Genomic DNA, 26992 nt, shown 5'->3' on the forward strand with positions numbered 1-26992 from the left:
TGGCGTATTGCTGGTTAGAATCAGCGTCGGGCTAAATGGCGCATCAAGTCACGAATGCCGTAGGTCCAGGGCAATAGTTGATCGCTTCTGCCTACTCGATTAACCAGGGCGCCCAGCGCTGGCGTAGTGATGGTGACCCGGTCGCCGAGGTGATGGGTAAAGCCCTGGCCTTCACCATCGCGATCCTGAATAGGCGAGAACATGGTGCCCAGGAACAACATAAAGCCGTCCGGGTATTGGTGGTGGGCGCCGATGGTTTGATGCACTAAGTCCAACGGGTCGCGGCTGATCTCGCGCATGTCGCTCTCGCCCTGGAGCAGGAAGTTGTCATCCTCACCTTCAATGCGCAGCGATACCTGGCAGTTGCGAACGCTATCAATATCAAAATGGTCATCAAACAGGCGGATGAAAGGGCCAATGGAGCAGGAGGCATTATTATCTTTCGCCTTGCCGAGCAGTAGAGCACTGCGTCCTTCCACATCGCGAAGATTAACGTCGTTGCCTAGGGTGGCACCGCGCACCTGGCCGCGGCTGTCTACCGCCAGGACAATTTCCGGCTCAGGATTATTCCATTTTGATGACGGGTGCAGGCCCACTGGCGTGCCGAAGCCCACCGATGAGAGCGGCTGGGCTTTGGTAAATACCTCCGCATCGGGACCGATGCCGACCTCCATATATTGCGACCAGGCGCCGCGTGCCTGAAGTGCTTTTTTCAGTGACATGGCTTCTTCAGAGCCCGGTGCAATTTTAGAAAGATCGGTGCCGACTAATGCCTGCAAGTCGTTGCGCAGCTCGTTGGCACGCGCAGAGTCACCACCCGCTTGTTCTTCGATTACCCGTTCTAAAAGACTGACTGCGAAGGTGACGCCGCACGCTTTCACCGCCTGCACATCGCAAGGGGCCAGCAGATAAGGCGCCTTGGGGTGGGGGAGCTGAGAGTTTGCCAATAATGTCTCAATACTGCCCAGATTGGCTCCTTGTGCATTTCGCACTATCTCCAGAGCATCGTCGCGCTCGAGTAGGTCTGCCATGGTCGGGCCAAACGCAGTGATATCGATAACTTGGCCGCTTTGCACGGTCACTAGCGCGGGGCCGGGGTGCGGGCTCTCCAGCCATACGCGGCCCACCAACAGCGCTTTATCCAGGTCATCGGGCAGAGAGTCCGTTAGAGAAAGTGGTTGCACGTGCGCCTCCGGTAGTAGTTCACAATTGTTGTTAACAAATGATGCTCGACTGGCGATTGGTGTGGCATCGCCTATCATGTTATGGATGTCGTGTTGTATGACAGGTATGCCAGGTCATGACTTACTGTAGCGCACCGCTCCATTTCGGGTCGATAGTTAAATCTATCGCGATGAAGCCGGTTCGCGAAGTACAACGCTCACCATAAAACAAAAAGCGGTAAGGAGGATTGCATGTTAGACGAGTGGAAAGGTAAGCGAGTGTTGATTACCGGTGCCAGCCGTGGAATTGGCGCAGCGGTCGCAAAACAATTGGGGGCGTTGGGGGCGCACGTAGCGGTGCACTATCACAGCAGTGAGGCACCCGCTGAAGCCGTGGCTAAGGCGATTCGCGATTCGGGTGGGGATGCTTTTACCCTAAAAGCAGACGTAAGCCACACCAGCGAGACCCAAAAATTAGTCGATGATGCTGCTGAACGTCTGGGCGGTTTAGACCTGTTGATCAATAACGCTGGCGATATGCAGGGCCGTGTTGGTTTAGATGGGATGGACGATGACCAATATGACCGGGTCATGGATCTCAATGTGCGTTCGGTGATCATGGCCAGCCGAGCGGCACTGCCGCATTTTCAGCGTGCTGGGGGCGGGAATATCATTCACACGACCTCAATTGCCGCACGTAACGGCGGTGGAGGTGGTGCGGGGTTGTACGCTTCCGCCAAAGGGTTTGTAAGTACGGTAACGCGTAATATGGCCAAGGAATTGGCGGGGGATAATATTCGCGTTAATGCCGTCGCCCCTGGCACGATCGCGACCGATTTCCATGACCGGCACTCCAGTGAAGCGCATTTAGATGCCGCGCGTGCCTCGATTCCCATGGGGCGGTTGGGCACGGCGGAAGAGTGCGTAGGCGCTTATGTCTTCCTTGGCACTGATACATTAAGTGGCTACGTCACGGGTCAGATCATTGAAGTTAACGGCGGACAGCTAATGCCATGAGTACCTCTTCTCCTACGTCTAAAAGGCATAAGCACTATGAAATAGCGATCACTATGGGCGATCCTGCTGGCATCGGCCCAGAGATCATTTGTCGAGCATTGAGCGCTATGTCGGCAGCCGAGCGTGCCTCGACGGTAGTGGTGGGGGATCCTGGGATTCTCCGCCGCGCGAGTGCCAGCACGGGCGCCAATGACTTGGCCTTCGTGTCCCTTGAGCAAGCTGAGCATAGTGAAGACAGCGTGGCGGTCGCCGCCGTTGAAGTGCCGTCGGGGGTGGTTATACCCGATGGTGAAATAAGCGCCAGTGCGGGCGATATGGCGTTTCGCTGTGTTCAAAAAGCGGTAGAGCTAGTGCAGGCGGGGCATGCCCAAGTGATTGTCACCGCGCCGCTTAATAAAGCAGCGTTGCATGAGGCCGGGCACCATTACGATGGCCATACCGGTATGCTGGCCTCGCTTACCGGTGCGCCCTCATCGTTCATGCTGCTCGCATCTGAAACGCTCTCAACGCTGCATGTGTCGACCCATGTCTCGCTGCGTGAGGCGATCGAGCGTGTCACCCCTGAGCGCATTATTGCCACTGTTGAAGCAGGGCATGCGCATTTAATCGCCCTGGGCACGCGTGAGCCGCGTATCGCGGTTGCTGGGCTCAACCCGCACTGCGGCGAAGGTGGGATTTTTGGCGATGAAGATAGCCGTTGTATCGCACCTGCAGTGGAACGCTTGCGCCAGCGCGGCTTTGATGTGAGCGGACCTATCTCGGCAGATACGGTGTTTTACCGAGCCTCGCAAGGCGAGTTCGACTTGGTGATTGCCCAGTATCATGACCAGGGCCATATCCCCGTCAAGTTGATTGCTTTTGATACCACGGTGAACGTCAGTCTTGGGCTACCGCTGCAACGTACCTCCGTGGATCATGGTACCGCTTTTGATATTGCCTGGCAGGGTAGAGCCGATGCTACCAATATGGCGTCAGCCATTGCCTACGCGCGTCGGTTAGCCAGTGGAGCCGCGTTGTGAGTGGCTGCCAGGTAGCGATTATTGCCGATGATTTATCGGGTGCGCTGGACACAGCGGCCCCGTTTGCCGCACGGGGAGGGGATGCCCGGGTAGTGATCGGCCTGGAGGTACTAGCAGCGACCCTAACCGCTTGGCAAGGCCAGTGGCCGGACGTTATCGCTGTTAATACCGAATCCCGCCATCTCAACGCTGAGGAAGCCGCGCTTCGAGTGAGCGAAGCAGTACGCTTACTCAAACGTGTAGGCCCGCAGCAGTGGTTTAAAAAAATCGATTCGACGCTGCGAGGTCAAGTGGTCGCGGAGTGTCGGGCGATGCGAGAGGCTCTTGAGCTTCCGCTGCTGCTGGCCCCTGCCGTTCCGGCACAGGGGCGAGTGGTGCGTAGCGCCGAAGTGTGGGTCGATGGCGTTCCTTTAAGGGAGACGGATTACCAGCAGGATGCTCGCTCAACACCGCTTGTCGGCCCGATTGATCACGTGTTTTCTACCAACGGTATGCCTTTGCAGCGCTATCGACCCGGCCAGAACGAACTGCTTACTAGTGAGGACTGTATTGTCGATACCGAAAGCGATGAGGAGCTTTCAGCACTCTATACCCTACTTCTGAGTGCTGGCGCTGCGCGAGCCATGGTGGGTGCCGCTGGGCTGGCAACGGCGATTGCGCAGGACTGTTTTGGACAAATTAAAGGGCAGTTTCGATCGCTCCACCGCGTAAAGTCGGTGCTCTATGCCATCGGCTCGCGAAGTCATCGCGCCGCTGAGCAGTTCCAGCAGCTACGTCAGCGTTTGCCTGATTTAGATGTTGTGGAAGCGTGTGGCCATAACGATTTATACCACCCCGATTTAAGTAGCTGTGCGGTCGTACCTGGTTGCAACATTCCGGCCAGCCAAGTGGCAGTAGCGATGGCTGCTAAAGTAACTGACATTGCTACTTCCTGGCAGGCGTCTGAGGAGTACTTGCTGTTTCTAACGGGCGGCGACATCGCCATGGCTGTGCTTACAAAGATGGACGTCAAGTATATCTCCGTTGAAACGGAGTGGTCGCCGGGGGTAGCCCTGGGCTTTTTAGATGGCGATACGCGGCAACGAGTGATGACTAAAGCAGGCGGCTTTGGTGACCCCCGGCTGCTAGTGACGTTGCATGATCAGCTTTTTACATCGTCAGGCGCGCTATAAGTACGATAAAAACCCTGATCGCAATGGTTGCAGGATGGCAAGCAACCAGCTAGTTTTGAATCTGGTGGTATGATACGTATACAGACAGATGGTCAGTTATATCGGTTGCCGCCACTCGCACAATAACCAACAACAAATCCAATGGTTGTGAGGAGTACACGATGAGCCAAAAACGACAACACCACCTCAAGATGTCTCGCCTGCTAAGTGCCACATTGATTGCTAGCGGTCTTACGTTGACCGGTGCAGTGAATGCGCAAGAAGAGCTTACGTTTGCACACGTCTATGAGACATCCGAACCCTACCATGAGTGGGCACTGTGGGCGGCGGACGAAATAGAGGAGCGCACCGATGGCCGCTATTCGATTAATGTCCACGCGGCGTCGTCGCTGGGTAAAGAGTCGGATATCAACGAGGGGTTGCAGCTCGGGACTGTCGATCTGATCTACACCGGCAATCAATTTGCCGGACGTTTCTATGGCCCCGTAGGAATTGCCGGCGCGCCCTACATGTTCCGCGATTTTGAGCATTGGCAAGCTTACGCTGACAGTGATCTGTTTCAAGAAATTGCCCAAGGCTACCAGGATGAAACCGGTAACGTGCCGTTAGCCATGAATTACTACGGCCGTCGCCATGTCACCTCCAACAAACCGATCAATACGCCGGAGGATATGCAAGACCTGAAAATCCGGACACCGAATGCACCCATGTACATGATGTTCCCTGAAGCGGTAGGGGCTAACCCCACACCCATCGCTTTCTCAGAGGTTTATCTAGCGCTGCAACAAGGCGTGGTGGATGCCCAAGAGAACCCACTGCCGACCATTCGGGCCAAGGCGTTCCATGAGGTGCAGGACTATATCAATCTAACTGGGCATATCACCGATTCGCTGATCACCATCGCCGGTGGACCGCTGTGGAATCGCCTCTCTGAGGAAGACCGCGAAATATTTCGTGAGGTTTACAAGGAAGCTGGCGAGCGTATCACCCAGGATATCCTGGCGTCAGAAGACGAGCTGGTTGCCTGGTTCGAGGAGCAGGGCGTGACTGTCAATGAGGTGGATGTCGCTCCCTTCCGTGATGCCACAATGTCTGCCCATAACGGCGAGGCGGCGACCTGGGATCAGGAAACCTATGATCGCCTGCAGGCTATCGGGCAATAACGCCGAGGTGAGTGCTTTTCTGGACTCACTTATCCTGAGGCTAATTTCGTAGGCCATAACTCGCCCCATCTCCAGCCTAGGGTGGGGCGACAGGGAACCTTCTATGACCCAACACGATGCCACTAATGAGATCAGCTTCGCTGGCCTCGATGACGACTCCTTCGATGTTCGTGAGTACGGCATGGAGGATTTCTTGACACTAGGGATCTTCTGGCTTCTCGCTCTGGATGTCTTTCTGCAATTCTTCAGCCGCTATGTACTCGGCAACTCCATCGCCTGGACTGAAGAGATGGCGCGCTACTTGCTGGTGATGGTGGGCTTTCTGGGTAGCACTATGGCCGTGCGCAAGGGCTCACATATCGCCGTGGAGTTCTTTTATCGCTACATGCCGATGTGGCTTGGCCGTTTGATGGCGACGGTAGTCGACCTGATTAATATCGCTTTTTTCTCCATCATGGCCTGGGTCACTTTCAAACTGGCCGACCGCACCAGTGCGATGATGGTGTCGGTCGACATTCCTAAAAGCTGGCTCTACTACCTGGTGATGCTGGGCTTCATCATGATGCTGGTGCGCGGTATACAGGTGGCGGTTCGGCACTGGCGCACGGGGTCTCATGAGCTGCTTAATAGTCAAGAATAAATCGTTCTAACGATACTCTTCCGGAGATCACACCAATGCCCAACATTTTGTCCATGCGACGCGGTGGCGCAATGGTAGCACCGCTGGTCGCGTCGGTTGCGATACTTGGCTGCATGGCGCTGGCCGTTACACAACACTACCTACTGTTTCTATTCGCGGCGTTGTTCACTCTGTTAGTGATGGGCGTGCCTATCGCCATCAGCCTCGCCGGTTCATGCCTACTCTATGTACTGATGACTGGCAGGGTGCCCGATGTGGTAGTAGTGCATCGCATGATCAATGGCATCGATAGCTTTCCGTTGCTAGCGATTCCTTTTTTCATTCTTGCCGGCAACCTGATGAACAATGGCGGTATTACCTCTCGCATTTTCGATTTTGCCAAAGCGCTGATGGGGTGGATGCGAGGAGGCCTTGGTCACGTCAATGTTGGTGCCAGTATCGTCTTTTCAGGCATGTCCGGTGCAGCGGTGGCTGATGCCGGAGGACTTGGCACCATCGAAATCAAGGCCATGAAAGACGCCGGTTACGACGAGGAATTTTCGGTTGGTATCACCGCCGCATCCTCGACTATCGGTCCGATCATTCCCCCAAGCCTGCCGATGGTGATCTACGGTGTGATGGCGTCGGTTTCAGTTGGTCAACTGTTTGTCGCGGGATTAGTGCCGGGGCTTCTGATGGGGCTAGTCTTGATGGCAATGATTACGATCATTTCGCGGCGTCGCGGCTATACCCGTGATGCGGTGTTCTCTATCCCGGTGCTTGGGCATACCTTCAAGCGTGCTTTTCTATCGCTTTTGACCCCCGTTATTATTGTCGGCGGCATTATGAGCGGCGCCTTTACGCCTACCGAGGCGGCCATCGCGGCGGTTGTGTATGCGCTTTTGTTGGGTGGCGTAATCTACCGCACCCTCACTTGGCGCCGTTTGTTGAAAGTCAGCATGGAGACGATTGAGACCACGGCGGTCATTCTGTTAATCGTCGCTGGCGCCTCGATATTTGCCTGGATCCTGACTAGCAACCAGGTCACCCAGCATGTGGTGACCCTGCTCGGGCCATTCGCTGATAACCCCATCGCTACGTTGATCATCATCAATTTGGTGTTGATCGTCGTGGGTTGCTTTATGGAGACCATTGCGGCGATCACCATATTGGTGCCTGTGCTGTTGCCAGTAGCCGTCACTGCTGGTGTCGACCCGGTTCATTTTGGTGTGATCATGGTGCTCAATCTAATGATTGGCTTGTTAACACCGCCAGTGGGAATGGTGCTTTATGTATTGTCGCGGGTCTCCGGCATCTCTTTCGAGAAGTGCATGCGAGGAACACTGCCGTTCCTGGTGCCGCTGGTGATCGCGCTATTGTTGGTTACCTTTGTGCCAGCCATCTCGCTGTGGCTGCCTACGCTGCTTTATCGTTAATAGGAGAGATCGGTTTATGTCTGATGCCCAGCAAGACTTCCGTATAGCCCGCGAGGATCTGGAGCGTTTTATGGAGGCGGTGTTAGCCGCGGCGGGCGCTGATCCGGCATCAGCAAAAGCGGTGGCCCGTGCGTTAGTCACAGCCTCACGAATGGGAACCGACAGCCACGGCCTGCGTCTGCTGCCTCACTATTTGCAAGCGCTCGGAGGTGGACGCATCAAGGGGGCGCCCAACATGGTTTTTCAGCAGCGCTTGGCGGCAACGGGGTTCTTGGATGCGGATGATGGGCTGGGGCATTTGGCGGGCTACACCGCCATGGACCATGCCATGGAGATGGCCGATAAAGTAGGGTTGGGCGCGGTCGCCGTGGGCAACTCTTCCCATTTTGGTGCAGCAGGGTGCTATGCCTTAGCGGCAGCGGAGCGCGGTTATCTCGGCATGGCGTTCTGTAACTCTGACCCCTTTGTGCTATTACACGACGGCGCTAACCCTTTTCATGGCACTAATCCAATTGCCTTTGCGGCACCGGTAGCGGGGGAGTCGCCCTACCTGCTGGATATGGCGACCAGTTCGATTCCCTGGAACCGCGTGCAGCAGTACGGAGCTATTGGCCGTGAGCTGCCAGACCAAGTGGCGGCAAATGCCGCCGGCAAGGTTAGTCGTGTGCCTAGTGAGGTTGTCGCACTGTTGCCATTGGGAGGCAGTGATTTTGGCTTTAAGGGCGCAGGTTTGGGAGGCATGGTTGAGGTGCTAAGCTCAACGCTGTCGGGCATGCAGCACGGTTTTAAGCTACTTCCCATGGGCGGGCCGGACATGTCGACACCACGCGGGGTCGGGCACTTTTTCCTCGCCATGAAACCTGATGCATTTGTAGACGAAGGCACCTTTGCTAAAGGATTAGCCGATTACTTAGCCGACCTGCGTGGACAAGCGGTCTCTCCCAATGCGACGGTGATGGCGCCTGGAGATCGTGAGTGGCGCTGCCAAGCCCGACGCGACGCCGAAGGCATTCCGCTCGATTCTGCCAATCAACTCGCCTACGCAGAAATTGCTGAACGGTATCGAATAGCGCCGCTTATTCGACTCGATTGATGGCTTGGATGAAGGATATTGGTAAGAAATGCAGTAAAATGGCGGCGAATTCCAGGTTAACTAAGGGTGACTGCCTATGAGCAGATACCGGATCGAGCGAAAAACGCTGTCCGAACAGGTCGCCGAGCAACTCGAGGCCGAAATTCTCGAGGGGCGGCTGAGCGAGAATGATCAACTACCCTCTGAAAGGGAGTTGATGGAGCAGTTTGGTGTCGGCAGGCCAGCGGTGCGCGAAGCGCTGTTTCACCTGCAACAACTCGGGTTAATCGCCATTAATAGTGGCACCCGCGCCAGGGTTATTCGCCCTACTGCCGAAGCGGTGATGTCCCGGCTGTCCGGCGTTACCCGGCAACTGCTTTCGAAACCCGATGGTCAGCAGTACTTTCAGGAAGCACGGGCCATGTTCGAGATATCCCTGGCACGTTATGCCGCGCATAACGCCAGTGATGATGACCTTGCTCGCCTGCGTTCGGCACTTGCCGACAACCGCGATGCGATCGGTGATGAAGCGCGCTTCAAACGTTCCGATAACGATTTTCACGGCGTGCTGGCGAGCATTGGGCAAAATCCGATTTTCGATGCCATTCATGTGGCGCTGTCGGAATGGCTGGATGACCGGCGTGCTCAAGTGCTGCAACAGAAGGATGAAGACAAGGCTGCCACCGCGGCACATACTGAGATTGTCGAGGCTATTGAGTCGCGTGATCCTGACGCTGCCGAAGCGGCGATGCGCCGCCACTTAGACCGGCATTATGGCACCTACATGCAGCTCAAACGGCGTCTCGCGTCCGATTGAGCTGCCGCCCGGAAAAGCCGACTGAACCACCACATTCCACGCCGATGCTGAGCTTCGACAGAGGAGAGGGACTGGACTTGGTTGCCAATGGCCAGACCATCGAAAATGCGAGTAACTGGCATAGCGTCTGGGTGTCGCCATCAGTGACGCTGCAGCCGAAGGCATGGGTCATGACAAGGCTCCATGAGTGGATTGTCGGGGTGCATCCTTGAGCTCGATCATTGCTTTGACCACTCCCGTAGCAGGCGCGCACCACGCGGGCATCCGCGCTGGGATATCGGCGAGTTCGGCCCGATGGGTGATCATCGCCTCGGTTTTTAAACGCCCACTTTCCATCAACTGCGTCACGTGGTCGAAGTCCTCACGGGTGGCGTTGCGACTGGCCAGCAGGGTCAGTTCCTTGCGGTGAAAGTCAGGGTCGCTGAAGCTGATATTGGCTTTGACGATGCTTACCAGCACGTAGCGTGCGGCCTGTCCTGCGAGGTCGAAACCTGCCTGCATGGCGGCGGGATTGCCGGTGGCATCAAACACCACATCGGCGAGTTCGTCATCGCTCAGCGCCTTGAGGGCGGCGTCGATATCATTCTCGTTAGGATTCAACGTCAGCTCGATACCGAGCTTGTCGCGACAGAACTTCAGGCGCTCGGAGTTGGTATCAACCATTACCACCTGCGCACCGCGCTCGCGGGCAACCATAGCCACTCCCATGCCTATCGGCCCAGCGCCGACCACCACCGCTAGTTCACCGTGTTGGAGTTCGCTGCGGCGCACTGCATGGGCGCCGATAGCCATGCACTCGACCAGCGCCAGCTGATCAAGTGTGAGGGTCTCAGAGACCACCAGATGGTTAAGGGGCACCGCCAGGGTGTCGCACATACCGCCATCCCGGTGAACACCAATCACCTGTATTCGCTGGCAGCAATTACTGCGCCCGTTGCGGCAGGCCCGGCACTGGCCGCAGTGCAGATAGGGAATCACGTAGGCGCGCTTCCCGACCATTTCGGGATCGCCAGTGGCGCCCACTTCGACGATCTCGCCAGCTAGTTCATGGCCCAATACGCGTGGATAGCTGAAGTAGGGTTGATTGCCGCCATAGGCATGTATGTCGGTGCCGCATACACCAATACGGCGTAGTTGCAGCAGCGCTTCGCCGGAGGAGCAGCTCGGTGGATCGCGCTGTTCCAGGGTCATATGACCCGGTTTGACACATACGACGGTTCGCATCCCGATCTCCTGGCTTAACGCTGCTGGTCGGCAACGACGGTCTGGTGCTGCTCGCCGAGCCCTTCGATACTCAGGCGCATACGTTGACCGGGCTTAAGATAAACCGGCGGTTGTTGGCCCATGCCGACCCCGGGAGGGGTGCCGGTAGAGATCACATCGCCCGGCTGCAGGCTCATAAAGCGGCTCAGGTAGCTGATCAGAAACGGAATCTGATAAACCATGGTGCGGGTATTGCCATCCTGGTAGCGCTTGTCATCCACCTCAAGCCACATGCCAAGCTGATGAGGGTCTGCCACTTCATCAGGCGTGACAAGCCAGGGGCCCAGGGGGCCGAAGGTGTCGCAGCCCTTGCCCTTGTCCCAGGTGCCGCTGCGTTCGAGCTGGAACTCGCGCTCGGAAACATCGTTGATTACGCAGAAACCAGCGACATGCTGCATGGCATTGGCTTCATCAATATAGCGTCCGGCCTTTCCAATCACGACGCCGAGTTCCACTTCCCAATCGGTCTTTTTGGAATCACGAGGGATAATCACGTCATCATTCGGGCCACAAATGGCACTGGTCCACTTGTTGAAAATTACTGGCTCCGGCGGCACCTGCGCGCCGGTCTCGGCGGCGTGATCGGAGTAGTTCAAGCCGATGCAGATGAATTTACCCACCCCGGCAACACAAGGGCCGATACGAGTGTCGGCAGGCACCTCAGGCAGGCTAGCAGTATCCAGCGCAGCAAGCGCTTCGAGAGCACCCCGATCAAGATGCTTTCCGGACAGGTCGGTGATATGGGCTGACAGGTCGCGGATCACGCCGTTGTCATCTAGCAGACCGGGTTTTTCATGGCCGCATGGGCCGAAGCGTAATAATTTCATTGAGCGGTTCCTTCGTGTACGTAATCAGATTAGCCAACCACCATCGATGACCTGGGCGGTGCCGGTGGTATAGGCAGACTCATCGGCGGCCAGGTAGATGGCAAGGGCGGCAATTTCTTCTGGGTTACCCAGGCGTCCCTGAGGTTGTCTAGCTATGAATTCGGCGTAGACATCTTCTTCTTTGCGACCTTGGCGTTTGGCCTGGTCGCCAATCCTCTGGCGAAGCGAGGGCGAATCTACGGTGCCGGGGCAGATGGCGTTGCAGCGAATGCCGTGGCCAATATAGTCGGCGGCCACCGACTTGGTCAGGCCGAGTACGGCTGCCTTGGTGGTGCCGTAAGCGCAGCGGTTGGGTACACCTTTTAGGCTAGAAGCCACTGAGGCCATATTGATAACACTGCCGCCGCCATTGGCGAGCATGGCAGGCAGCAAGGCGCGGATCATGCGCATCATCGCCATCACATTGAGTGATAGCGATAGTTCCCAGTCTTCGTCTGTACCTTCCAATAGCGAACCGTTGGCCACGTAGCCAGCGCAGTTGAAAAGAATATCAACGGCGCCTAGCTCAGCGGCCAGCGCTTCGATGGCGGTGACGTCCAGCACATCAAGCTGGCGCGTGGTGATGCCTGGGACATCATCTAGTTCGGCGAGGCTTTGGGCATTAATGTCGGTGGCAATGACCTGCGCGCCCTCGGCGGCGAAGCGCAAGGCGGTGGCTCGACCAATGCCCTGGCCTGCGGCGGTGATCAGTGCCGTTTTGTCTTTGAGTCGCATGGTGGTTCCCGGTGCTGTTGTTGTTTATCCGATAATGACTAGCGACAAGTATGTAATGTCATATGGTATGACAGGATACGAGCATGATGTTTGTCTGAGTATGGCCTAGTTAGTGAGTGTTGCCAATATTCTGTAAGGCACTATGCAATGCAAAAAGGACGGCAGATGCCGTCCTTTTTTAATTTTCAAGACTTCTCTATCAAAGCTGCGGTCTCAGAGGAAAACAACGGAGCGAGGTAACGATCAATACTCACCATAGGTAAGTATTACGAAGGCAAGAGGTGATTGCCTCTTGCCTGATTTACCTAATCGAAAAGCGAGAAGATGAATGGTTAAGTATTGCTTACTCCGCCATTGAAGATTTGGAAATCTGCTGAAATTCAGCTACCAGATCCTCGCCGATGCGGGGCGCCCACTCGTCATAAACAGGCTGCACGGCCTCTTGGAAGGCGGCGATCTGTTCGTCGCTAAGGCGGGTAATTTGCATGCCGCGCTCTTCAAGTTGATTACGTGACCAGTCGTCATATTCACTGGAGAGCTGGATTTCGTAATCCGCTGCCTGCAGTGCGGCCTCTTGTATGAGTTCCTGGTATTCGGGGTCGAGGCGATCCCAGGTGCGCTGCGAGATCATCTTGATAAAGGGTGTGTAAACGTGGCGTGTTTCGGAGCCGTAGTCCTGCACTTCATAGAAGTTGGAGGTCAGAATGGTACTCCAGGGGTTTTCCTGACCATCTACGACACCCTGCTCCATAGCAGAAAAAAGCTCGCCAAAGGCCATGGGTGTTGGATTGGCACCCAGTGCTACCCATATGGCCAGGTGCACCGGGTTTTCCATGGTGCGAATGGTTAAGCCACGAACATCCAGCCCCGCTACGTCCTCTGGTGACGCGACTTCTCTGGCGCTATTGGAAAGCTGTCGAAAGCCGTTTTCAGCAAAAGCCAGTGCTTTAATACCAGTGCCATCAAACGCGTCAAGCATCTCTTGGGCAGCGTCGCTTCGCATGGCGTCAATGGCGGCTTCACGGGTCGGTAGCAAGAAAGGTAAGTCGAAGACTGCTAACTCCTCAACATAGCCGGTAGCGGGCGACGATGATGGATAGGTCATGTCCAGTGTCCCGGTCTGAAGCATTTCCATCATCTGAACATCATCGCCGAGCTGGCTATTAGGGAAAATATTGACGCTAATGCGCCCTTCGCTTCGCTGGTCGAGAATATCCGCAAAATATTGACTGGAAAGGTACTGGGGAGAACTTTCCGCCAGTCCAAGACCCATGCGAAGTGTCACGCTGCCATGGTCACCGACGGTGTCGCCTTCTATCTCGGGTGGGTCGGAAAGGTCGGGCGTTTGCGCAGTTTGCGCATAAGCCATGCCTGAGCTGAGCAGCGTGGCGCCGGTTATTAATAGGGTGCGTTTCCAAAGATTATGCATATTATCACTCTCCTGGCGGGCTGTAGCTCGCAAGCTAAGGGGGTCTTCCTAACGAGCTGCAGCGTATTGGCTATTGTTGTTGTGTATCAATGGCGGCCTATTTAAAGAGCTTAAAGGCGCCGAACCCCTTCCTAAACGTCTAACGTTTTCTGCGTATGTTCAACATATACTTTTGTATGTATCGACGTCTCTATAAAGAAAGCGTAACGTCATACCATTCTTTTCTCATTTTTCACTTTAGGCGTGGAGCGACACCATGGCCAATTTTTCTCGAATAACGCCTGAGCAGTTGCGCTCGCGTTATTGGTTCGATAATGCCGAGCACCCTGGCACCACGGCGCTATGTATTGAGCGCTATCTGAATTACGGTATTACCCTGGACGAATTGACCAGCGGGAAGCCAATTATCGGGATTTGCCAATCCGGGTCTGACTTAACCCCCTGTAATCGCCACCACATTGATTTGGTCAAACGGGTGAAAGACGGCATTCGCGCGGCGGGCGGAGTGCCGTTTGAATTCCCCATGCATCCTATTCACGAGAACGTGAGACGTCCTACCGCTGCGCTGGACCGTAATCTGGCTTACTTAGGCTTGGTGGAAGTTCTCCATGGCTATCCTCTTGATGGTGTGGTGTTGACCACCGGCTGCGATAAAACTACGCCCGCTGCGCTGATGGCGGCAGCAACAGTGAATATCCCCGCTATTGTGCTGTCTGGCGGGCCTATGCTGAATGGCTGGCGGGGCGGTGAGCGCGTGGGTTCGGGCACGATTATTTGGGAGCTCCGCAAACGTCTGGCGGCAGGCGATATTGATTACGCCGAGTTTCTCTCCCGGGCGAGTGATTCTGCACCGTCGATCGGTCACTGCAATACCATGGGCACTGCCTCGACCATGAACTCCATGGCCGAAGTGTTGGGCATGAGCCTGCCGGGGTCGGCAGTCATTCCTGCTCCTTATAAAGAGCGGGCAATGGTGGCCTATGACACCGGTACGCGGATCGTCGATATGGTGTGGGAAGACTTGCGCCCCCTGGATATCCTGACCCGCGAAGCGTTTGAAAACGCGATTGTGGCCTGCTCGGCGCTGGGTGGTTCCTCCAATGCACCGGTGCACATTAACGCTATCGCGCGTCATGCAGGCGTTGAACTGGATAACGATGACTGGCAGCGTCTGGGGCATGAGATCCCTCTGTTGGCTAACGTCATGCCCGCGGGGGCTTTTCTGTGTGAGGAGTTCCACCGCGCCGGGGGCGTTCCTGCGATCCTGCATGAGCTCCAGGCTGCCGGTAAGCTCAACAGTGACGCGCTAACTGTGAACGGGCGCTCGCTGGGCGATAATATTCAGGGCCGCGAAAGCCAGGATAACGACGTCATTTGCCGCTATGCCGATCCTCTGGTCGAGCACGCTGGCTTTCTTAACCTCAAGGGCAACCTGTTCGATTCGGCATTAATGAAAACCAGCGTGATTTCTCGCGATTTTCGCAAACGTTTCCTGAATGATCCCCACGACCCTGAGGCTTTTGAGGGCAAGGTGGTGGTGTTTGATGGCTCGGAGGATTACCACGCACGTATTGATGATCCGGCGCTGAATATTGATGCGCGCACCATCCTGGTCATGCGTGGGGCAGGGCCGATTGGTCACCCTGGCGGGGCCGAAGTGGTCAATATGCAACCACCTGAAGCATTGATTAAACAAGGTATCGAATCCCTGCCTTGTTTGGGCGATGGGCGCCAATCGGGCACATCCGGCTCACCGTCGATACTCAATGCCTCCCCGGAAGCTGCCACAGGGGGTGGTTTGGCGCTGCTTGAAAGTGGCGACCGGCTCAGAGTGGATTTAAAGCGCGGCCAAGTACAATTGTTGATTGACGCCGGTAAGCTGGACGCGCGCCGCGAGCGTTTAGCCAAGCAGGGCGGCTATCGCTATCCCGGTCACCAGACACCCTGGCAGGAAATTCAGCGCAGCATGGTTGAGCCTCTGGATCGCGGCATGACGCTTGAACCCGCCACCAAGTATCGTGATGTGGCTCGCCAGCATCCGCCTCGGGATAATCATTAACTGGGCAGGAATTAATACTCAGATGAGCCGTTTTAGTATGTTGTCGCACCGCCAGCAGGGCCTGCTATTGACTGGGGGTGGCGCGATGATCATGGCACCGGATGCTTTACTAATTAAGGTGGCCGATCTTCCCGATGCCCAGATATTAATGTGGCGGGGGTTTCTCTCTGCCATAGGCTTTTTGCTGATAGCGCTAGCGCGCTATGGTAGAGGCACCCTTGGTGCCTATCGCCGCTGTGGATGGACTGGTATTGCCGTCGCGCTGTTATTTAGTCTGACGACTTGCGGTTTTGTGCTTGGCAATCAGTACACCAAAGCGGGTAATGTGTTGATGATACTGGCCAGTTCGCCGATCATCGCTGCAATTCTTTCCTGGATCATCCTTAATGAGCGCTTGCCCCGCCGAACTTGGCTGGCCATTTGTCTCTGCATGATCGGTATTTCAATGATTGTGTTAGATGATGTAGGTGCAGGCGCGTGGGTGGGTAATGCTTTTGCCTTGATGGCAGCGACCACTCTGGCAATTAATTTCACCTTATGCCGCACACGGCCGGGCGTCGATATGAGCCCTATGTTGGTGTTTAACGGTATCGTCGTTGGGAGTGTCGCAGGGGCGTTTTGGCTGGCGGGGAGCGCGCCGATAACACTGCCTGCTAGCAACCAGCTCGCCGTAGTGATCTTGCTGTGCTTGATTATCGTTCCCTGCGGGGTGACGCTGCTGCAGCGCGGTCCACTCTATCTACCCTCTGCTGAAGTAGGTCTCTTGCTATTGCTTGAAGTGGTGGTGGGAACGCTATTAGCTTGGTGGATTTTAGGTGAACAACCTGCGCCGATCGCCATGGTCGGCGGTGCCCTTGTGCTAGGTACACTGAGTGCAAAGGGCCTCTACGAACGACAGCTTGAAATGAGAATGCGCACCGGAGTTGAACCTGCTTCACCGATAACAGTAAACCGGTCAAGTGCGTTATAATTGACAGGAATCGAAACAGGGTTTTTTAAGTGACGTCATCTCCTCGTAAGCAAGCAACACGTCCCAGTATTGCCGAGCATCTCGCCGAAGAGATCTTTGGCGGACGCTACCATCCCGGCGATTTAGTCCCGCGCGAAATGGATCTATGCGAACGGTTTGGGATTAATCGTTCGGCGGTGCGAAGCGACCTGCGCCAGTTGGTAGAGGCGGGCATCATTGAGCGTATCTCTGGGCATGGCTCAAAGGTGCGAGAGTATTCTGAGTGGCATATTCTGGATGCCCAGGTCACCGACTGGCTTACACGCTACGCGGCGCCCAACCCGGATATTCAACGTGAAATCCTCGCCTTCCGTCTTGATGTTGAACCTTATGTCGCAATGACCGCTGCCAAACGTGCCAAGGCGCGCGATCTCGTGGCGATAGAAGAGGCGTTTGAAGGGTTGGGGCAGAATCTTCGCAATGCCACCTGCGAGGAGGAACGTCGGCTGCATAGTGAATGCGATGTCGCTTTTCATGAGGCCATCTTTAAGGCGACGCACAATATCGTTTGGGCCCAGCTCTCGCATATCCTGCGCCCCTCTATTTTTATGCTGGTCTCGATGTCCAATGAGAATGCTCCCGACCCGGATGAGAGCCTGGAGCGTCACCGCCAACTGATGGAAAGCATTCGGCTACGCCGCCCAAAAGAAGCGTTTTTAGCCTCCCAAGCTGTATTGGCAGGAACTGCTGCAGCGCTGGGGCTTGAGCATAGCGCCAGTTCTCTGGGTCGCAGCGTTGAGCTGCCGCTCACGACTTCCTAATTCCATTAGGTCTTTTCAAATAAAACAAGGCAAGCGTATGTCTGACTTCAATTCTGACTTTAACTTAGGCTTCAACCTTGGCCTGGTAGGCGTAGGGAAAATTGTTCGCGACCAGCATTTACCCGCGATAGCGGCGACTCCGGATTGCCAGCTCGGAGCAACGGCAGACCCTTATGCATCACTATCCGACCTGCCAGCTTATTCAGATCTGGATACGATGTTGGACGCTCATCCTGAGATTACGGCAGTGTCGATCTGTACGCCAACTCATCTGCGCTATTCCCAGGCGCGGGCGGCAATCGCGCGCGGTAAACATGTGTTGCTGGAAAAACCGCCGGGCGCGACATTAAGCGAAGTGGAAGATCTGATTGCCTTTGCCTCCCAGCAGGGCGTTTGCCTGTTTGCTGCCTGGCACTCACGGTTTGCCCCAGGCGTGGCTCAGGCGCAGGAGTGGTTGGCCAAGCGTCAGGTGCAGCGTGTTGAGATTGAATGGAAAGAGGATGTGAAGGTATGGCATCCCGGTCAGGCGTGGATCTGGCAGCCGGGTGGTATGGGGGTATTTGACCCCGGTATTAATGCGCTATCGATTGCCACCGCGATCCTGCCTTTACCTTTCTTTCTGCAACAAGCGCGGTTGCTGGTGCCGAGTAACGCTCAAACCCCGATTGCGGCTGAGCTTTCGTTCACCGACCCGCAGGGCGCAGTCATTGAGGCAGACTTCGATTTTCGCCAGACCGGTCCGCAAACCTGGGATATTCACGTTGAAAGCGATGGAAGTCGCTTAAGTCTGACCCAAGGTGGTTGCCGCTTGATGATTGACGACGAGCTAATCATTGACGCCGAAGAGCGCGAGTATCAAGGCCTCTACGCACGCTTTGCCGAGCTGATCGCAAACAAGCGCAGCGAGGTGGATGTGGCCCCGCTGCGCCAGGTTGCCGATGCGTTTCTATATGGGCATCGTGAGGTTACTGACGCGTTTGTCGAATAAGCCTTTAAATGACAATGAGATAGCCCCGAAGCCGTTTTCTCGGTGTTAACTCGTTACAATTTTATTGCGCTTCAAACAGCTGTCGTACGCTTGGGGAACAAAGCTCTCTTCCCCCACATCATTTCGAGCCAGTTTAAGGAACTCGCAAAGCGGGGGAAGTATTTCGGACGTTAGTCGGTAATCGCTTAGCGTTTCAGCCAGGTAGCGCATGTCCTTTTCTGCATTTCCAAGGCTGAACTGCAATTTCGTACATTCTTTCTGCAGCACCCACTCCATAACCGGGGCCAGCATGGCGCTGTTGGCCCCGCCCTGAGAACAGATTTCCAGCAGCTTCTCCTGCGGGACATCCATTCCGGCAGCCATGGTAGCGGCTTCGCTAACCAGAGCAGCGGCCCCTAGCGAAAGAAAATTATTAATCAGTTTCAGCTTATGCGCTGACCCGACCGCACCCACATGAAAGATGTTCTCGGCGAAGCTTTCGATAACCGGCGTAATGCGCGTAACCGTTGAGGCATCGCCCCCCAGCATAACGTTGAGCCGCCCCTCACGGGCTTCGCGCGGCGTACGGGCTAACGGCGCGTCAACCAGGGTGACTCCCTGCTCCGCAACAGTTTCAGCAAGGCGCTCGGTCGATTCAGGATGAGCCGTAGAGCAGTCGACGATAATCAGCCCTTCATGGGCTCCGGCCATCAAACCATCGGGCCCGTTCACTATCTCGCTAACCTGTTCGGATGTTTTGACGCAGATAAAAACAATATCGCTGTTTTTGGCCATCTCGGCAGCACTTGCAATTTCAACTGCCCCTTCGGCAGACAGCATCTCTAAAGGCGAACGGTTGCGATGCGCCATAACGCTTAGCGGGTAGCCGTTACGCACTATGTTGCGGGCCATTTCCTTACCCATTAAGCCGAGCCCGATGAATCCGATACGTTCCTGTTTCATGGTGACCTCCAATTAGTTATTTGATTAAGTCTTAGATAACGCTCACTTGTCTGAACCTGAACCTGAACCTAAGCAGAAAGCGGCTATTGGCGTGCCTGAGGGAAAGCAACGCCTAAACGCTCTGACCAATCATGAAGTGCTTCGGGGACGCCCTCTGGAAGCGGAACACCTTGTTGTGAGTAGCGCTTGTGGAGATCGAGCCCGCGCTCTCCAGGTATGCGAACCGGTGGGCTACCCTCGGCGACGGGATTGTTACGACATGCATCGGCCAGCGCGCCGGTTTCGCGCTTGAACGCTTCAAGCCCACCAAAAGCTTCCGGGTCCAGCACCTGCACCATGACCGAAGCACCCCACTGCGAAGGCGCCTGCACGCGCCCGAACCCTGCCAGGCCAGAGGTCAAAGCTTCCACCATGAGTCCTAGTGCGTAGCCTTTGTGGCCATGGTCCAGCCCGCCGATGGGCATAATGCTGCCTTTGGGCTCGTCGAAGAGTACCTCGGGGCGATCGGTCGCCTGGCCCTGGTTGTCTTTAAGCCATGGATAAGGCAAGCGGCTATTTTGCTTGTTAAGCCGCCCGACCATGCCATTGGTGGTAATGGACGTACTGACATCCAAAAGCACAGGGCCTGAATCAGTCGGGTAGCCCACGGCGATTGGGTTGGGCGTATGGGTCGCCTCTAGCCCGCCATACGGGGCAACGGATTTAGTCGCCGGGTCGGATGATTCGATCACAACCACAAGGTCTTGATCGGTGGCACGCTTTAGGTAGGCGGCTAGGCAGGCAATATGGTTAGAGCACCGAATCACCACCGTTCCGGTACCGCAGGAACGCGCCATCGCTTCTGCGGTTTCCATCGCTTTGAGAATCAGCCACGGTCCGGGTAAGTAACGTCCATCCCAGGTCTGTACGGCGGCACGCTTGGAAATGACCTCATACTCGCCGGTGACCGGCATTCGGCCGGACTGAATTTCCTCAAGATAAGGCGCTAGAAGTTGCAGCCCGTGAGTGGTGTGCCCCATCAGGTCGCCTTCAACAAGTATCTCAGCAACGGCATTGGCTTTATCGTCATCAAGCCCTGCGGCTACAAGTAAGGCAGTGCTGAATCGCGTTATTTCCTGGACATCGTAATGTTGGCTCATTGTGTTTATTTCCCGACGTTATGGGTGGGCGAACGGTTATTGATTGTGGCGTCTTAGCTGGCGTATTAGGGCGCTATGGTCAAGGTCCCCCTCTCCTTGGGCGATAAGCGCCTCATAAAGCCCGTTGACCATAGAGGATACTGGCAGCTTAAGCTGAAATTCCTGGGCTAAGGCCATGGCGGTCTGGGTATCCTTCAATTGCCATTTCGCCGGCCCGCCGGGAGTAAAATCCTCCTTGATCATGCGCTGGCCGTGGATTCGCAGAATAGTCGAGTCGGCAAAGCCTCCTTCCAGCGCATTCAGCATCTGCGCAGGGTCAGCTCCCCCTTGTTCTGCCAGCAATATGGCTTCGGCCACGGTAGCAATGGTGTTGGCCACGATCATCTGATTGGCAAGCTTGACCAGCTCACCGCTGCCCGCAGGGCCAACGTGGACCGGTCTGCCGAGCGATAGAAGGAGGGGCTCAACGGCTTTGAAGCTTGCGAAGTCGCCGCCCGCCATGATGGCCAGCGTGCCGTCAATCGCTCCCTGCTCACCGCCGGATACCGGCGCATCCAAGTAGTGAATCTGATAGGTTGCGGCCTCCTCAGCTTGGCGGCGTGCCGTCTCGACCGGGATGGAACTCATGACGATCAGGGTAGCGCCGGGCTGCATGGCGTTGAGCAAGCCATCTGAACCTAACAGTAATTCATCACATACCGGCCCCGAGCTGAGCATGACGATCACGACGTCTCTTTCGTTGACTGCCTGTTCAGGCCTTTCCACTGTCTCAATGCCCATCGTTTCCAGGCTGTCGGCCTTGCTTTTTGTCCGGTTCCAGGCGCGCACCTGGTGTCCTGCTTTGGCCAGGCGGCCGGCCATAGGAGCACCCATAATGCCGGTGCCAATAAAGCCGATAGACCGGGAAGTTGTCATTGTTGGTTCCTCTAATGGTTGGTGCTATTGAGTTTTATGTGGCCGTTATCCAGCCGATTTATCAGCTATTTTGATTGTTCTGGTTAGTCCCGTTTTTCATAATTTAAAGAGATATCAGTAATGCTTTAAGTAGGGTGTACTTAACGTTATTTTTATTAAGCTTAAGCTACCCACGTAGATAAGACGGAATCTCAATGTCTCCTGAGTCTCGAAAATTAATAAGCCGATCAAGCACGGTAGATTCTGAACGCTCCAAATGAGTCATTAATAATTTTCCAGCTTGGGCAGGTTGCTTCAGGCGAATTTTCTCAAATACCCATAAATGTTCATCAAAAAAAGGAGCTTGATCTGGAAGTTTAAGTACCCGTCCAAGCAGGTGTTTACTGACTAATAAGATAGGGTGCGTACGCCGGAGCATATTCATGACCTCCTGATTATCACCTAAACTAACAGCGGTGTGGTGCAGGTCGTTTTCTAACTCATCTAGTAACTCCCCCTTTATATCTGGGTAGCTCTCAGCGGCGTGCTCGAGTTTGATAATACAGCTGTTAAGAGTGCTTTCTGGTATATGCTTTGTGGCACGCGCAATCATATACGGCTCTAATTGACGACGTGCTTCATAAAGATTGTGTAGCCGCTGATTATCTAAAGGGACCACACTCCAGCTGTTGTATTTAATTTTCTCGACCAAGCCTATGGACTGTAAATAAAGCAAAATTTGGTGGGTAACCGTGCGGCTGACATTGAGTGATTTGGAGAGATTGAGTTCATTGAGCTCAAAAGCGCCCTTGATCGAGCATAAAACAATGGCATGCTCGACGCTGTCGATATGGGTCCGCCATGAGGCAATGCGGTCGACTTTAGGGGCGTAGCCGCGTTGTTTGAAATCGCCTTCACTGAGAGGGCGTCGCACTATTTCTTGAGGAGATGCGCCCACCAGATAGCCTCGCCCCTCAAAGCGGCAGATATACTGTTCTTCATGTAATCGGCTCAGCGTTTGGCGAACAGGGGAGCGGCTGATACCAAACAGCTCGGCTATATTTCCTTCAAGCAGCACAAGGCCTGGTTCCAGACGCTTTCCAACAATACCCTGTTTAAGAGCTGTATAGAGCTGGTCGCGCAGCGTTTGTGTCATGGTTAGTTAGTTGCCCTTCAATTAACGATTAGGTGATGGCACCTACCAGCCAGGGAACGAACTCATTACTACCATAACCCAGTGACTCGCTAGCACTCATGTCGCCTGAGGCGATGGCGATGATACGCTCAAAAATCTGTTCCCCTACGTCTTCTACACTGGCAGTGCCATCGACGATAACGCCACAATTTATGTCCATGTCTTCATGCATTTTCTCATACATGGAAGTATTGGTTGCGAGCTTCAGGCAGGGAGCGGGTTTAAAACCTGAAACCGATCCTCGTCCGGTAGTAAAGCAGACAACCGTTGACCCAGAGGCAATTTGCCCGGTTACAGAAACTGGGTCGTAGCCCGGGCTATCCATAAAGTTAAAGCCACGAGTGGTTATCTTTTCGGCATAGTGCAGCACATCGTTAAGGCTAGAGCTGCCACCTTTTGCAACGGCACCCAGGGACTTTTCAAGAATTGTGGAGAGCCCGCCCGCTTTATTGCCAGGTGACGGATTGTTGTTTAATTCAGCGCCATTTATTTCGGTGTAATGCTTCCACCATGTAATACGATCAAGCAGCTTTTGCGCGACGTTTTCATTGATGGAGCGATCTATCAGTAGGTTCTCCGCACCGTAAATCTCTGGAGTTTCCGCAAGGATCACGCTGCCCCCGTGCTGCACGATAAGATCAGCCGCGTGGCCAAGTGCGGGGTTCGCCGTAATACCTGAATAACCGTCTGAGCCGCCGCACTGCAGTGCAACCACCAGATGCTTTAGGGACGCAGGTTCTCGCTGCATCTGCCCATGCTGAGCGGCCATCTGCATAATGTGATCACAAGCGGTTTTAATACTTGTACGGGTTCCTCCCGCATCCTGAATATTAAAGTATGCAAGCCGCGAGTCGTCTTCTAGGCCTTTTTTTGCGACGAGCGTTTTGACCTGGTTGGTCTCACAGCCCAAGCCGATAATGAGCACAAAGGCAAAATTGGGATGCTGGGCATAACCTGCGATGACGCGCTCAAGAAAGGAAAAGCCTTCCGAGTCTGTGTTCATAGCACAGCCTGAGCCATGGGTAATCGCAACAACGCCATCGAACCCCATCTGGCTTAGTTCGTCAGACTGGTTGAGTGTATCTGCCGCTGCTTTAGCTACCGTTGCGGAGCAGTTAACGGTCGACAGAATACCAATGTAGTTACGCGTGCCTACGCTACCGTCATCACGTTGAAAACCCTGGAAAGTGCGTGAACTACTTGTGGTGTCTGTTTGCGGGTGGGGCTGAAAATCTTTTAATGAGGAATCGAGCTCTATCATGGTGAGATTGTGGGTGTGTACATGCTCACCTGGTACTACATCCTGAGCCGCTATGCCAATCAGTTGGCCATATTTATAAACAGCTTCGTCTTTATTGATGTTAGTTAACGCAACTTTATGACCAGCATCGATATTCTCTTTAGCAAGTGTGCCGTTTTTATCAATTGGAAACCCGTTGGGTACCGCTTTTGAGGCGACGCCCACGTTATCCCGAGGGTTGAGCTGAATAATAACTGACGGGGAATTAATGAGATCCATCGTTTACCTCAAACTTATTATTGGCTTTTTAGGTAAGAACTATACACAAGCTAGTAGGCGGTCACTGTTGATGCACTTTAGCAATTAAGCAGTGTACGTCGATTATACTATCGTCCTATATAATGGTTATTGAATGCAATGTTCATTTGATCTAGATTGCTTTCATAGATCGAATATTGAACCCCTATAGGAAGGAGTATCGTCAGCCAAATGTTGATTTTCAGCTTACTGGTGGTTGATATTAAGTACCTGATTAATAAGAGTTTTTATTAATATATTTTCTGACGATTTTTTCTACATAAAATTAGTGGCCAAAAAATCATCATTGAACTATTGTCATGCAGGTATGCTGTATGACACCTTTAAAAAGATGTATATTTGGTTTCAAGCAAAACAATAATGAGAAATGAAAATGCCCTACATCATCAATTACTTAACGAAAATTCAGTTCGGTGAGAATGCGATTGCAGAGCTAGCGAATGAGCTGCAATTGCTTAAGGTGAAAAGACCTCTATTTGTAACTGATAAGGGGCTGAGTAGTACGTCACTTATTACGCAGGTGATTGAATCTGCAAAACTTTCTGAAGAGCTTAATGAACAAGCCTGCGTTTTTGATGGCACGCCTTCCAATCCTACTGAAGGCGCTGTAGAACAAGCGCTGTCTTTCCTGCGAGAAAGCGAGTGTGACGGCATCGTGGCCGTAGGTGGCGGCTCCAGCATTGATTTGGCTAAAGCGGTCGCTTTACTTTTTAACCACCCCGCGCCATTACGCCAGTATGCGGCGATTGAAGGTGGGGCCGCCAGAATTAATGCAGATGTGCTGCCATTGATTGCAGTTCCGACAACGGCAGGTACTGGAAGTGAAGTGGGGCGAGCCTCTCTGATTACCATGAAAGATGACCGGAAGCTGGGGTTTCTTTCTCCGTACCTGATCCCTGCTGTTGCTATCTGCGACCCACGTTTAACGCTCGGTTTACCGCCTTTCCTGACAGCCGCAACGGGGATGGATGCAATCGCCCACTGCGTTGAAACCTTTTTAAGTCCTAAAGTGAATCCTCCTGCTGAAGCGATTGCATTGGATGGCCTAAAGCGTGCAAGCGCCTCTCTGGTCGAGGCGGTTGAAAACGGTACTAACTTAACCGCTAGAAATGAAATGATGATGGCGGCTCTGGAAGGCGCGATGGCGTTTCAGAAAGGCTTGGGAGCGGTGCATTCTCTATCACATGCGTTAGGCGGGCTGCATGAGTTAAAACTTCACCACGGCACGCTCAATGCTGTGTTAATGCCGACGGTTCTAAGATTTAACCAGCGCGATTGCGAGGAAAAATTTGCTCGTCTAAAAGACGCGATGGGACTTGCCAAGGATGACGATTTAGCCGAAGCATTTGAAAAGCTAAATCTTAAGTTGGGAATGCCTTCTAGCCTGAGTGAAATGGGCGTTAGGGAAGAACATCTAGATCAAGTGGCGCAGTGGGCACTGGAAGACCACTCTACGGCTACCAATCCACGTGCACCCTCCAGAGAAGACTTTTTCAAGATGCTTAATGAGGCTTTCTAAAGGATAAGGTTTATCGGCTTAACAGAAATAAAGGAAGTTTTTGGCAGGAAAGTAATAAAGGATAGAACCCGGCAGTTTCAAAAAACCATAATCAAATCCAGACAGTTAACGACTAAAGGAAAGTGGATATGACAATTACAAACCATTCTCTCAAGATCAAGACACTCCTTACTTCTAGCATCGCGGCAGCCGTTATGGTGGCTTCTGGCGCAGCCCTTGCGGATTATCCAGAACGCCCTATTACGTTGATTGTGCCTTGGGCGGCAGGCGGCGGTACGGATGCGACAGCACGCACCATCGCCCGCGCGCTCGAAGAGGAATTGGGCCAGAACGTCAACGTTGTTAACCGCACCGGTGGCAGTGGCGTTGTCGGCCATACCGCCATGATTAATGCCAAACCAGATGGCTATACGCTTGGCTTAGCGACCGGTGAAGTGAACATGATGCATTGGCAGGGGCTAACCAATCTTACCTATGAAGATTTTACCCCGATTGCGCAAATCAACTATGACTTCCCCGGTATACAGGTCGCCGCAGACTCTCCTTATGAAAGCCTTGAAGAACTGCTTGAGGCTATACGTACCGAGCCTAAGGGTACGTTTACTGCCTCCGGTACCGGTCAAGGCGGTGTTTGGCATTTAGCCTTTGCGGGTTTTTTGATGGATCAGGATATTCCTGCCGACCAGGTTATTTGGATTCCTAGTGAAGGTGCGGCGCCAGCGATGGTAGAACTGGTATCCGGTGGTATTGATATTGTACCCAGCTCTGTGCCGGAAGGCCGTTCCATGATGGAAGCCGGCCGGGTTAAAAGCTTTGCGGTCATGTCGCCTGAGCGTATTCCCAGTTTTCCTGATATTCCCACCACCAATGAGCTAATCGACAGTAGCTATCAAGTGGGTGAGTGGCGAGGTATCGCTGGTCCTAAAGGTATGGATCCTGAAATAGTGGCAACACTTGAGTCAGCATTAGAAGCTGCTTACAACAGTGACACCTATCAAGGGTTTATGGATCAGCAAGGCTTTGGTACCGAGTGGCGTAATGCGGAAGAGTTCGGGCAGCTGATGCAAGAGATGGATAGCGTCTTCGGTGAAATTGTTGAACAGGTGGGCTTAGCTAACTGAGGCATGACAATGGAGGCGGTTTCTCACAATAGGATC

The 26992-nt window shown here is 54.1% G+C and carries 24 protein-coding genes; 14 read left to right on the forward strand and 10 right to left on the reverse strand.

What is annotated here, in order from left to right:
• Positions 1-20: 20 nt before the first annotated feature.
• Positions 21-1184 carry a fumarylacetoacetate hydrolase family protein gene (locus ACFFLD_RS17715; protein ID WP_386042789.1) on the reverse strand — a complete coding sequence of 388 codons (1164 nt, stop codon included), beginning with the start codon at positions 1182-1184 and terminating at the stop codon, positions 21-23.
• Between the two features lie 231 nt (positions 1185-1415).
• Here ACFFLD_RS17715 and ACFFLD_RS17720 point away from each other — a divergent pair, with 231 nt between their 5' ends.
• From ACFFLD_RS17720 to nanR, 8 genes are all read left to right on the forward strand, one after another.
• On the forward strand, positions 1416-2180 hold the full coding sequence (locus tag ACFFLD_RS17720) for an SDR family NAD(P)-dependent oxidoreductase (RefSeq protein WP_386042791.1): 765 nt from the start codon (positions 1416-1418) through the stop codon (positions 2178-2180).
• On the forward strand, positions 2177-3199 hold the full coding sequence (gene pdxA, locus ACFFLD_RS17725) for a 4-hydroxythreonine-4-phosphate dehydrogenase PdxA (protein ID WP_386072485.1): 1023 nt from the start codon (positions 2177-2179) through the stop codon (positions 3197-3199). The genes ACFFLD_RS17720 and pdxA overlap by 4 nt, the downstream gene beginning before the upstream one ends.
• Positions 3196-4371, forward strand: coding sequence for a four-carbon acid sugar kinase family protein (locus ACFFLD_RS17730; RefSeq protein ID WP_386042795.1), 1176 nt, complete (start codon positions 3196-3198; stop codon positions 4369-4371). The genes pdxA and ACFFLD_RS17730 overlap by 4 nt, the downstream gene beginning before the upstream one ends.
• Positions 4372-4532: 161 nt before the next feature.
• The gene (locus tag ACFFLD_RS17735) at positions 4533-5534 is read left to right on the forward strand and encodes a sialic acid TRAP transporter substrate-binding protein SiaP (RefSeq protein WP_386042797.1); all 1002 of its coding nucleotides are present in this window, start codon (positions 4533-4535) and stop codon (positions 5532-5534) included.
• A 103-nt stretch (positions 5535-5637) separates the two neighbouring features.
• Positions 5638-6174 (forward strand): TRAP transporter small permease, encoded by a 537-nt coding sequence (locus ACFFLD_RS17740; protein WP_386042799.1) that lies wholly within the window; start codon positions 5638-5640, stop codon positions 6172-6174.
• Between the two features lie 35 nt (positions 6175-6209).
• A complete protein-coding gene (locus tag ACFFLD_RS17745) occupies positions 6210-7589 on the forward strand; it encodes a TRAP transporter large permease (protein WP_386042801.1) in 1380 nt (459 codons plus the stop codon).
• 16 nt (positions 7590-7605) lie between these two features.
• Complete coding sequence (locus ACFFLD_RS17750) at positions 7606-8682, forward strand: Ldh family oxidoreductase (RefSeq protein ID WP_386042803.1); 1077 nt, start codon at positions 7606-7608, stop codon at positions 8680-8682.
• A gap of 76 nt (positions 8683-8758) precedes the next feature.
• A complete protein-coding gene (nanR, locus tag ACFFLD_RS17755) occupies positions 8759-9478 on the forward strand; it encodes a transcriptional regulator NanR (protein ID WP_386042805.1) in 720 nt (239 codons plus the stop codon).
• A 168-nt stretch (positions 9479-9646) separates the two neighbouring features.
• On the opposite strand, the gene ACFFLD_RS17760 is transcribed toward nanR, so the two are convergent.
• From ACFFLD_RS17760 to ACFFLD_RS17775, 4 genes are all read right to left on the reverse strand, one after another.
• Positions 9647-10702 carry a zinc-binding alcohol dehydrogenase family protein gene (locus ACFFLD_RS17760; protein ID WP_386042807.1) on the reverse strand — a complete coding sequence of 352 codons (1056 nt, stop codon included), beginning with the start codon at positions 10700-10702 and terminating at the stop codon, positions 9647-9649.
• 14 nt (positions 10703-10716) lie between these two features.
• A complete protein-coding gene (locus tag ACFFLD_RS17765; RefSeq protein ID WP_386042809.1) occupies positions 10717-11568 on the reverse strand; it encodes a fumarylacetoacetate hydrolase family protein in 852 nt (283 codons plus the stop codon).
• A 24-nt stretch (positions 11569-11592) separates the two neighbouring features.
• Positions 11593-12342, reverse strand: coding sequence for an SDR family oxidoreductase (locus ACFFLD_RS17770; protein WP_386042811.1), 750 nt, complete (start codon positions 12340-12342; stop codon positions 11593-11595).
• A gap of 343 nt (positions 12343-12685) precedes the next feature.
• Positions 12686-13771: a TRAP transporter substrate-binding protein gene (locus ACFFLD_RS17775; RefSeq protein ID WP_386042813.1), complete on the reverse strand. Its 1086-nt coding sequence runs from the start codon at positions 13769-13771 to the stop codon at positions 12686-12688.
• 256 nt (positions 13772-14027) lie between these two features.
• On the opposite strand from ACFFLD_RS17775, the gene ACFFLD_RS17780 reads away from it, so the two are divergent.
• The 4 genes from ACFFLD_RS17780 to ACFFLD_RS17795 are packed head-to-tail and all read left to right on the forward strand — an operon-like array spanning position 14028 to position 18588.
• Positions 14028-15830, forward strand: a complete 1803-nt coding sequence (locus ACFFLD_RS17780) for an IlvD/Edd family dehydratase (protein WP_386042815.1) — start codon at positions 14028-14030, stop codon at positions 15828-15830.
• 22 nt (positions 15831-15852) lie between these two features.
• Positions 15853-16800 carry a DMT family transporter gene (locus ACFFLD_RS17785; RefSeq protein WP_386042817.1) on the forward strand — a complete coding sequence of 316 codons (948 nt, stop codon included), beginning with the start codon at positions 15853-15855 and terminating at the stop codon, positions 16798-16800.
• Between the two features lie 29 nt (positions 16801-16829).
• Positions 16830-17600 (forward strand): FadR/GntR family transcriptional regulator, encoded by a 771-nt coding sequence (locus ACFFLD_RS17790; protein WP_386042819.1) that lies wholly within the window; start codon positions 16830-16832, stop codon positions 17598-17600.
• Positions 17601-17637: 37 nt separating this feature from the next.
• Positions 17638-18588: a Gfo/Idh/MocA family protein gene (locus ACFFLD_RS17795; protein WP_386042821.1), complete on the forward strand. Its 951-nt coding sequence runs from the start codon at positions 17638-17640 to the stop codon at positions 18586-18588.
• A gap of 45 nt (positions 18589-18633) precedes the next feature.
• Here the strand turns inward: ACFFLD_RS17795 and ACFFLD_RS17800 are convergent, their stop codons facing one another.
• From ACFFLD_RS17800 to ACFFLD_RS17820, 5 genes are all read right to left on the reverse strand, one after another.
• On the reverse strand, positions 18634-19530 hold the full coding sequence (locus tag ACFFLD_RS17800) for an NAD(P)-dependent oxidoreductase (RefSeq protein WP_386042823.1): 897 nt from the start codon (positions 19528-19530) through the stop codon (positions 18634-18636).
• An 83-nt stretch (positions 19531-19613) separates the two neighbouring features.
• Positions 19614-20669 carry an Ldh family oxidoreductase gene (locus ACFFLD_RS17805; protein ID WP_386042825.1) on the reverse strand — a complete coding sequence of 352 codons (1056 nt, stop codon included), beginning with the start codon at positions 20667-20669 and terminating at the stop codon, positions 19614-19616.
• A 36-nt stretch (positions 20670-20705) separates the two neighbouring features.
• Entirely contained in the window at positions 20706-21584 is an 879-nt protein-coding gene (locus ACFFLD_RS17810; RefSeq protein ID WP_386042827.1) for an NAD(P)-dependent oxidoreductase, read from the reverse strand.
• Between the two features lie 166 nt (positions 21585-21750).
• Positions 21751-22719 carry a GntR family transcriptional regulator gene (locus ACFFLD_RS17815; RefSeq protein WP_386042829.1) on the reverse strand — a complete coding sequence of 323 codons (969 nt, stop codon included), beginning with the start codon at positions 22717-22719 and terminating at the stop codon, positions 21751-21753.
• Between the two features lie 28 nt (positions 22720-22747).
• A complete protein-coding gene (locus ACFFLD_RS17820) occupies positions 22748-24277 on the reverse strand; it encodes a UxaA family hydrolase (RefSeq protein ID WP_386042831.1) in 1530 nt (509 codons plus the stop codon).
• Between the two features lie 412 nt (positions 24278-24689).
• Between ACFFLD_RS17820 and ACFFLD_RS17825 the strand changes: the two genes are divergently transcribed.
• A complete protein-coding gene (locus ACFFLD_RS17825; protein ID WP_386042833.1) occupies positions 24690-25835 on the forward strand; it encodes an iron-containing alcohol dehydrogenase in 1146 nt (381 codons plus the stop codon).
• A gap of 128 nt (positions 25836-25963) precedes the next feature.
• Positions 25964-26956, forward strand: coding sequence for a tripartite tricarboxylate transporter substrate binding protein (locus ACFFLD_RS17830; protein ID WP_386042835.1), 993 nt, complete (start codon positions 25964-25966; stop codon positions 26954-26956).
• Positions 26957-26992: the final 36 nt, after the last annotated feature.

The sequence above is a fragment of the Vreelandella sulfidaeris genome, assembly GCF_042429665.1.
Taxonomy (GTDB): Bacteria; Pseudomonadota; Gammaproteobacteria; order Pseudomonadales; family Halomonadaceae; genus Vreelandella.

Excerpts from the sequence above, each read along its gene's own strand:
- ACFFLD_RS17720 (WP_386042791.1), top strand. The coding sequence starts at position 1,416 with ATGTTAGACGAGTGGAAAGGTAAGCGAGTGTTGATTACCGGTGCCAGC.
- pdxA (WP_386072485.1), top strand. The coding sequence starts at position 2,177 with ATGAGTACCTCTTCTCCTACGTCTAAAAGGCATAAGCACTATGAAATA.
- ACFFLD_RS17735 (WP_386042797.1), top strand. The coding sequence starts at position 4,533 with ATGAGCCAAAAACGACAACACCACCTCAAGATGTCTCGCCTGCTAAGT.
- ACFFLD_RS17740 (WP_386042799.1), top strand. The coding sequence starts at position 5,638 with ATGACCCAACACGATGCCACTAATGAGATCAGCTTCGCTGGCCTCGAT.
- ACFFLD_RS17745 (WP_386042801.1), top strand. The coding sequence starts at position 6,210 with ATGCCCAACATTTTGTCCATGCGACGCGGTGGCGCAATGGTAGCACCG.
- ACFFLD_RS17750 (WP_386042803.1), top strand. The coding sequence starts at position 7,606 with ATGTCTGATGCCCAGCAAGACTTCCGTATAGCCCGCGAGGATCTGGAG.
- nanR (WP_386042805.1), top strand. The coding sequence starts at position 8,759 with ATGAGCAGATACCGGATCGAGCGAAAAACGCTGTCCGAACAGGTCGCC.
- ACFFLD_RS17760 (WP_386042807.1), bottom strand. The coding sequence starts at position 10,702 with ATGCGAACCGTCGTATGTGTCAAACCGGGTCATATGACCCTGGAACAG.
- ACFFLD_RS17765 (WP_386042809.1), bottom strand. The coding sequence starts at position 11,568 with ATGAAATTATTACGCTTCGGCCCATGCGGCCATGAAAAACCCGGTCTG.
- ACFFLD_RS17770 (WP_386042811.1), bottom strand. The coding sequence starts at position 12,342 with ATGCGACTCAAAGACAAAACGGCACTGATCACCGCCGCAGGCCAGGGC.
- ACFFLD_RS17775 (WP_386042813.1), bottom strand. The coding sequence starts at position 13,771 with ATGCATAATCTTTGGAAACGCACCCTATTAATAACCGGCGCCACGCTG.
- ACFFLD_RS17780 (WP_386042815.1), top strand. The coding sequence starts at position 14,028 with ATGGCCAATTTTTCTCGAATAACGCCTGAGCAGTTGCGCTCGCGTTAT.
- ACFFLD_RS17785 (WP_386042817.1), top strand. The coding sequence starts at position 15,853 with ATGAGCCGTTTTAGTATGTTGTCGCACCGCCAGCAGGGCCTGCTATTG.
- ACFFLD_RS17795 (WP_386042821.1), top strand. The coding sequence starts at position 17,638 with ATGTCTGACTTCAATTCTGACTTTAACTTAGGCTTCAACCTTGGCCTG.
- ACFFLD_RS17800 (WP_386042823.1), bottom strand. The coding sequence starts at position 19,530 with ATGAAACAGGAACGTATCGGATTCATCGGGCTCGGCTTAATGGGTAAG.
- ACFFLD_RS17805 (WP_386042825.1), bottom strand. The coding sequence starts at position 20,669 with ATGAGCCAACATTACGATGTCCAGGAAATAACGCGATTCAGCACTGCC.
- ACFFLD_RS17810 (WP_386042827.1), bottom strand. The coding sequence starts at position 21,584 with ATGACAACTTCCCGGTCTATCGGCTTTATTGGCACCGGCATTATGGGT.
- ACFFLD_RS17815 (WP_386042829.1), bottom strand. The coding sequence starts at position 22,719 with ATGACACAAACGCTGCGCGACCAGCTCTATACAGCTCTTAAACAGGGT.
- ACFFLD_RS17820 (WP_386042831.1), bottom strand. The coding sequence starts at position 24,277 with ATGGATCTCATTAATTCCCCGTCAGTTATTATTCAGCTCAACCCTCGG.
- ACFFLD_RS17825 (WP_386042833.1), top strand. The coding sequence starts at position 24,690 with ATGCCCTACATCATCAATTACTTAACGAAAATTCAGTTCGGTGAGAAT.
- ACFFLD_RS17830 (WP_386042835.1), top strand. The coding sequence starts at position 25,964 with ATGACAATTACAAACCATTCTCTCAAGATCAAGACACTCCTTACTTCT.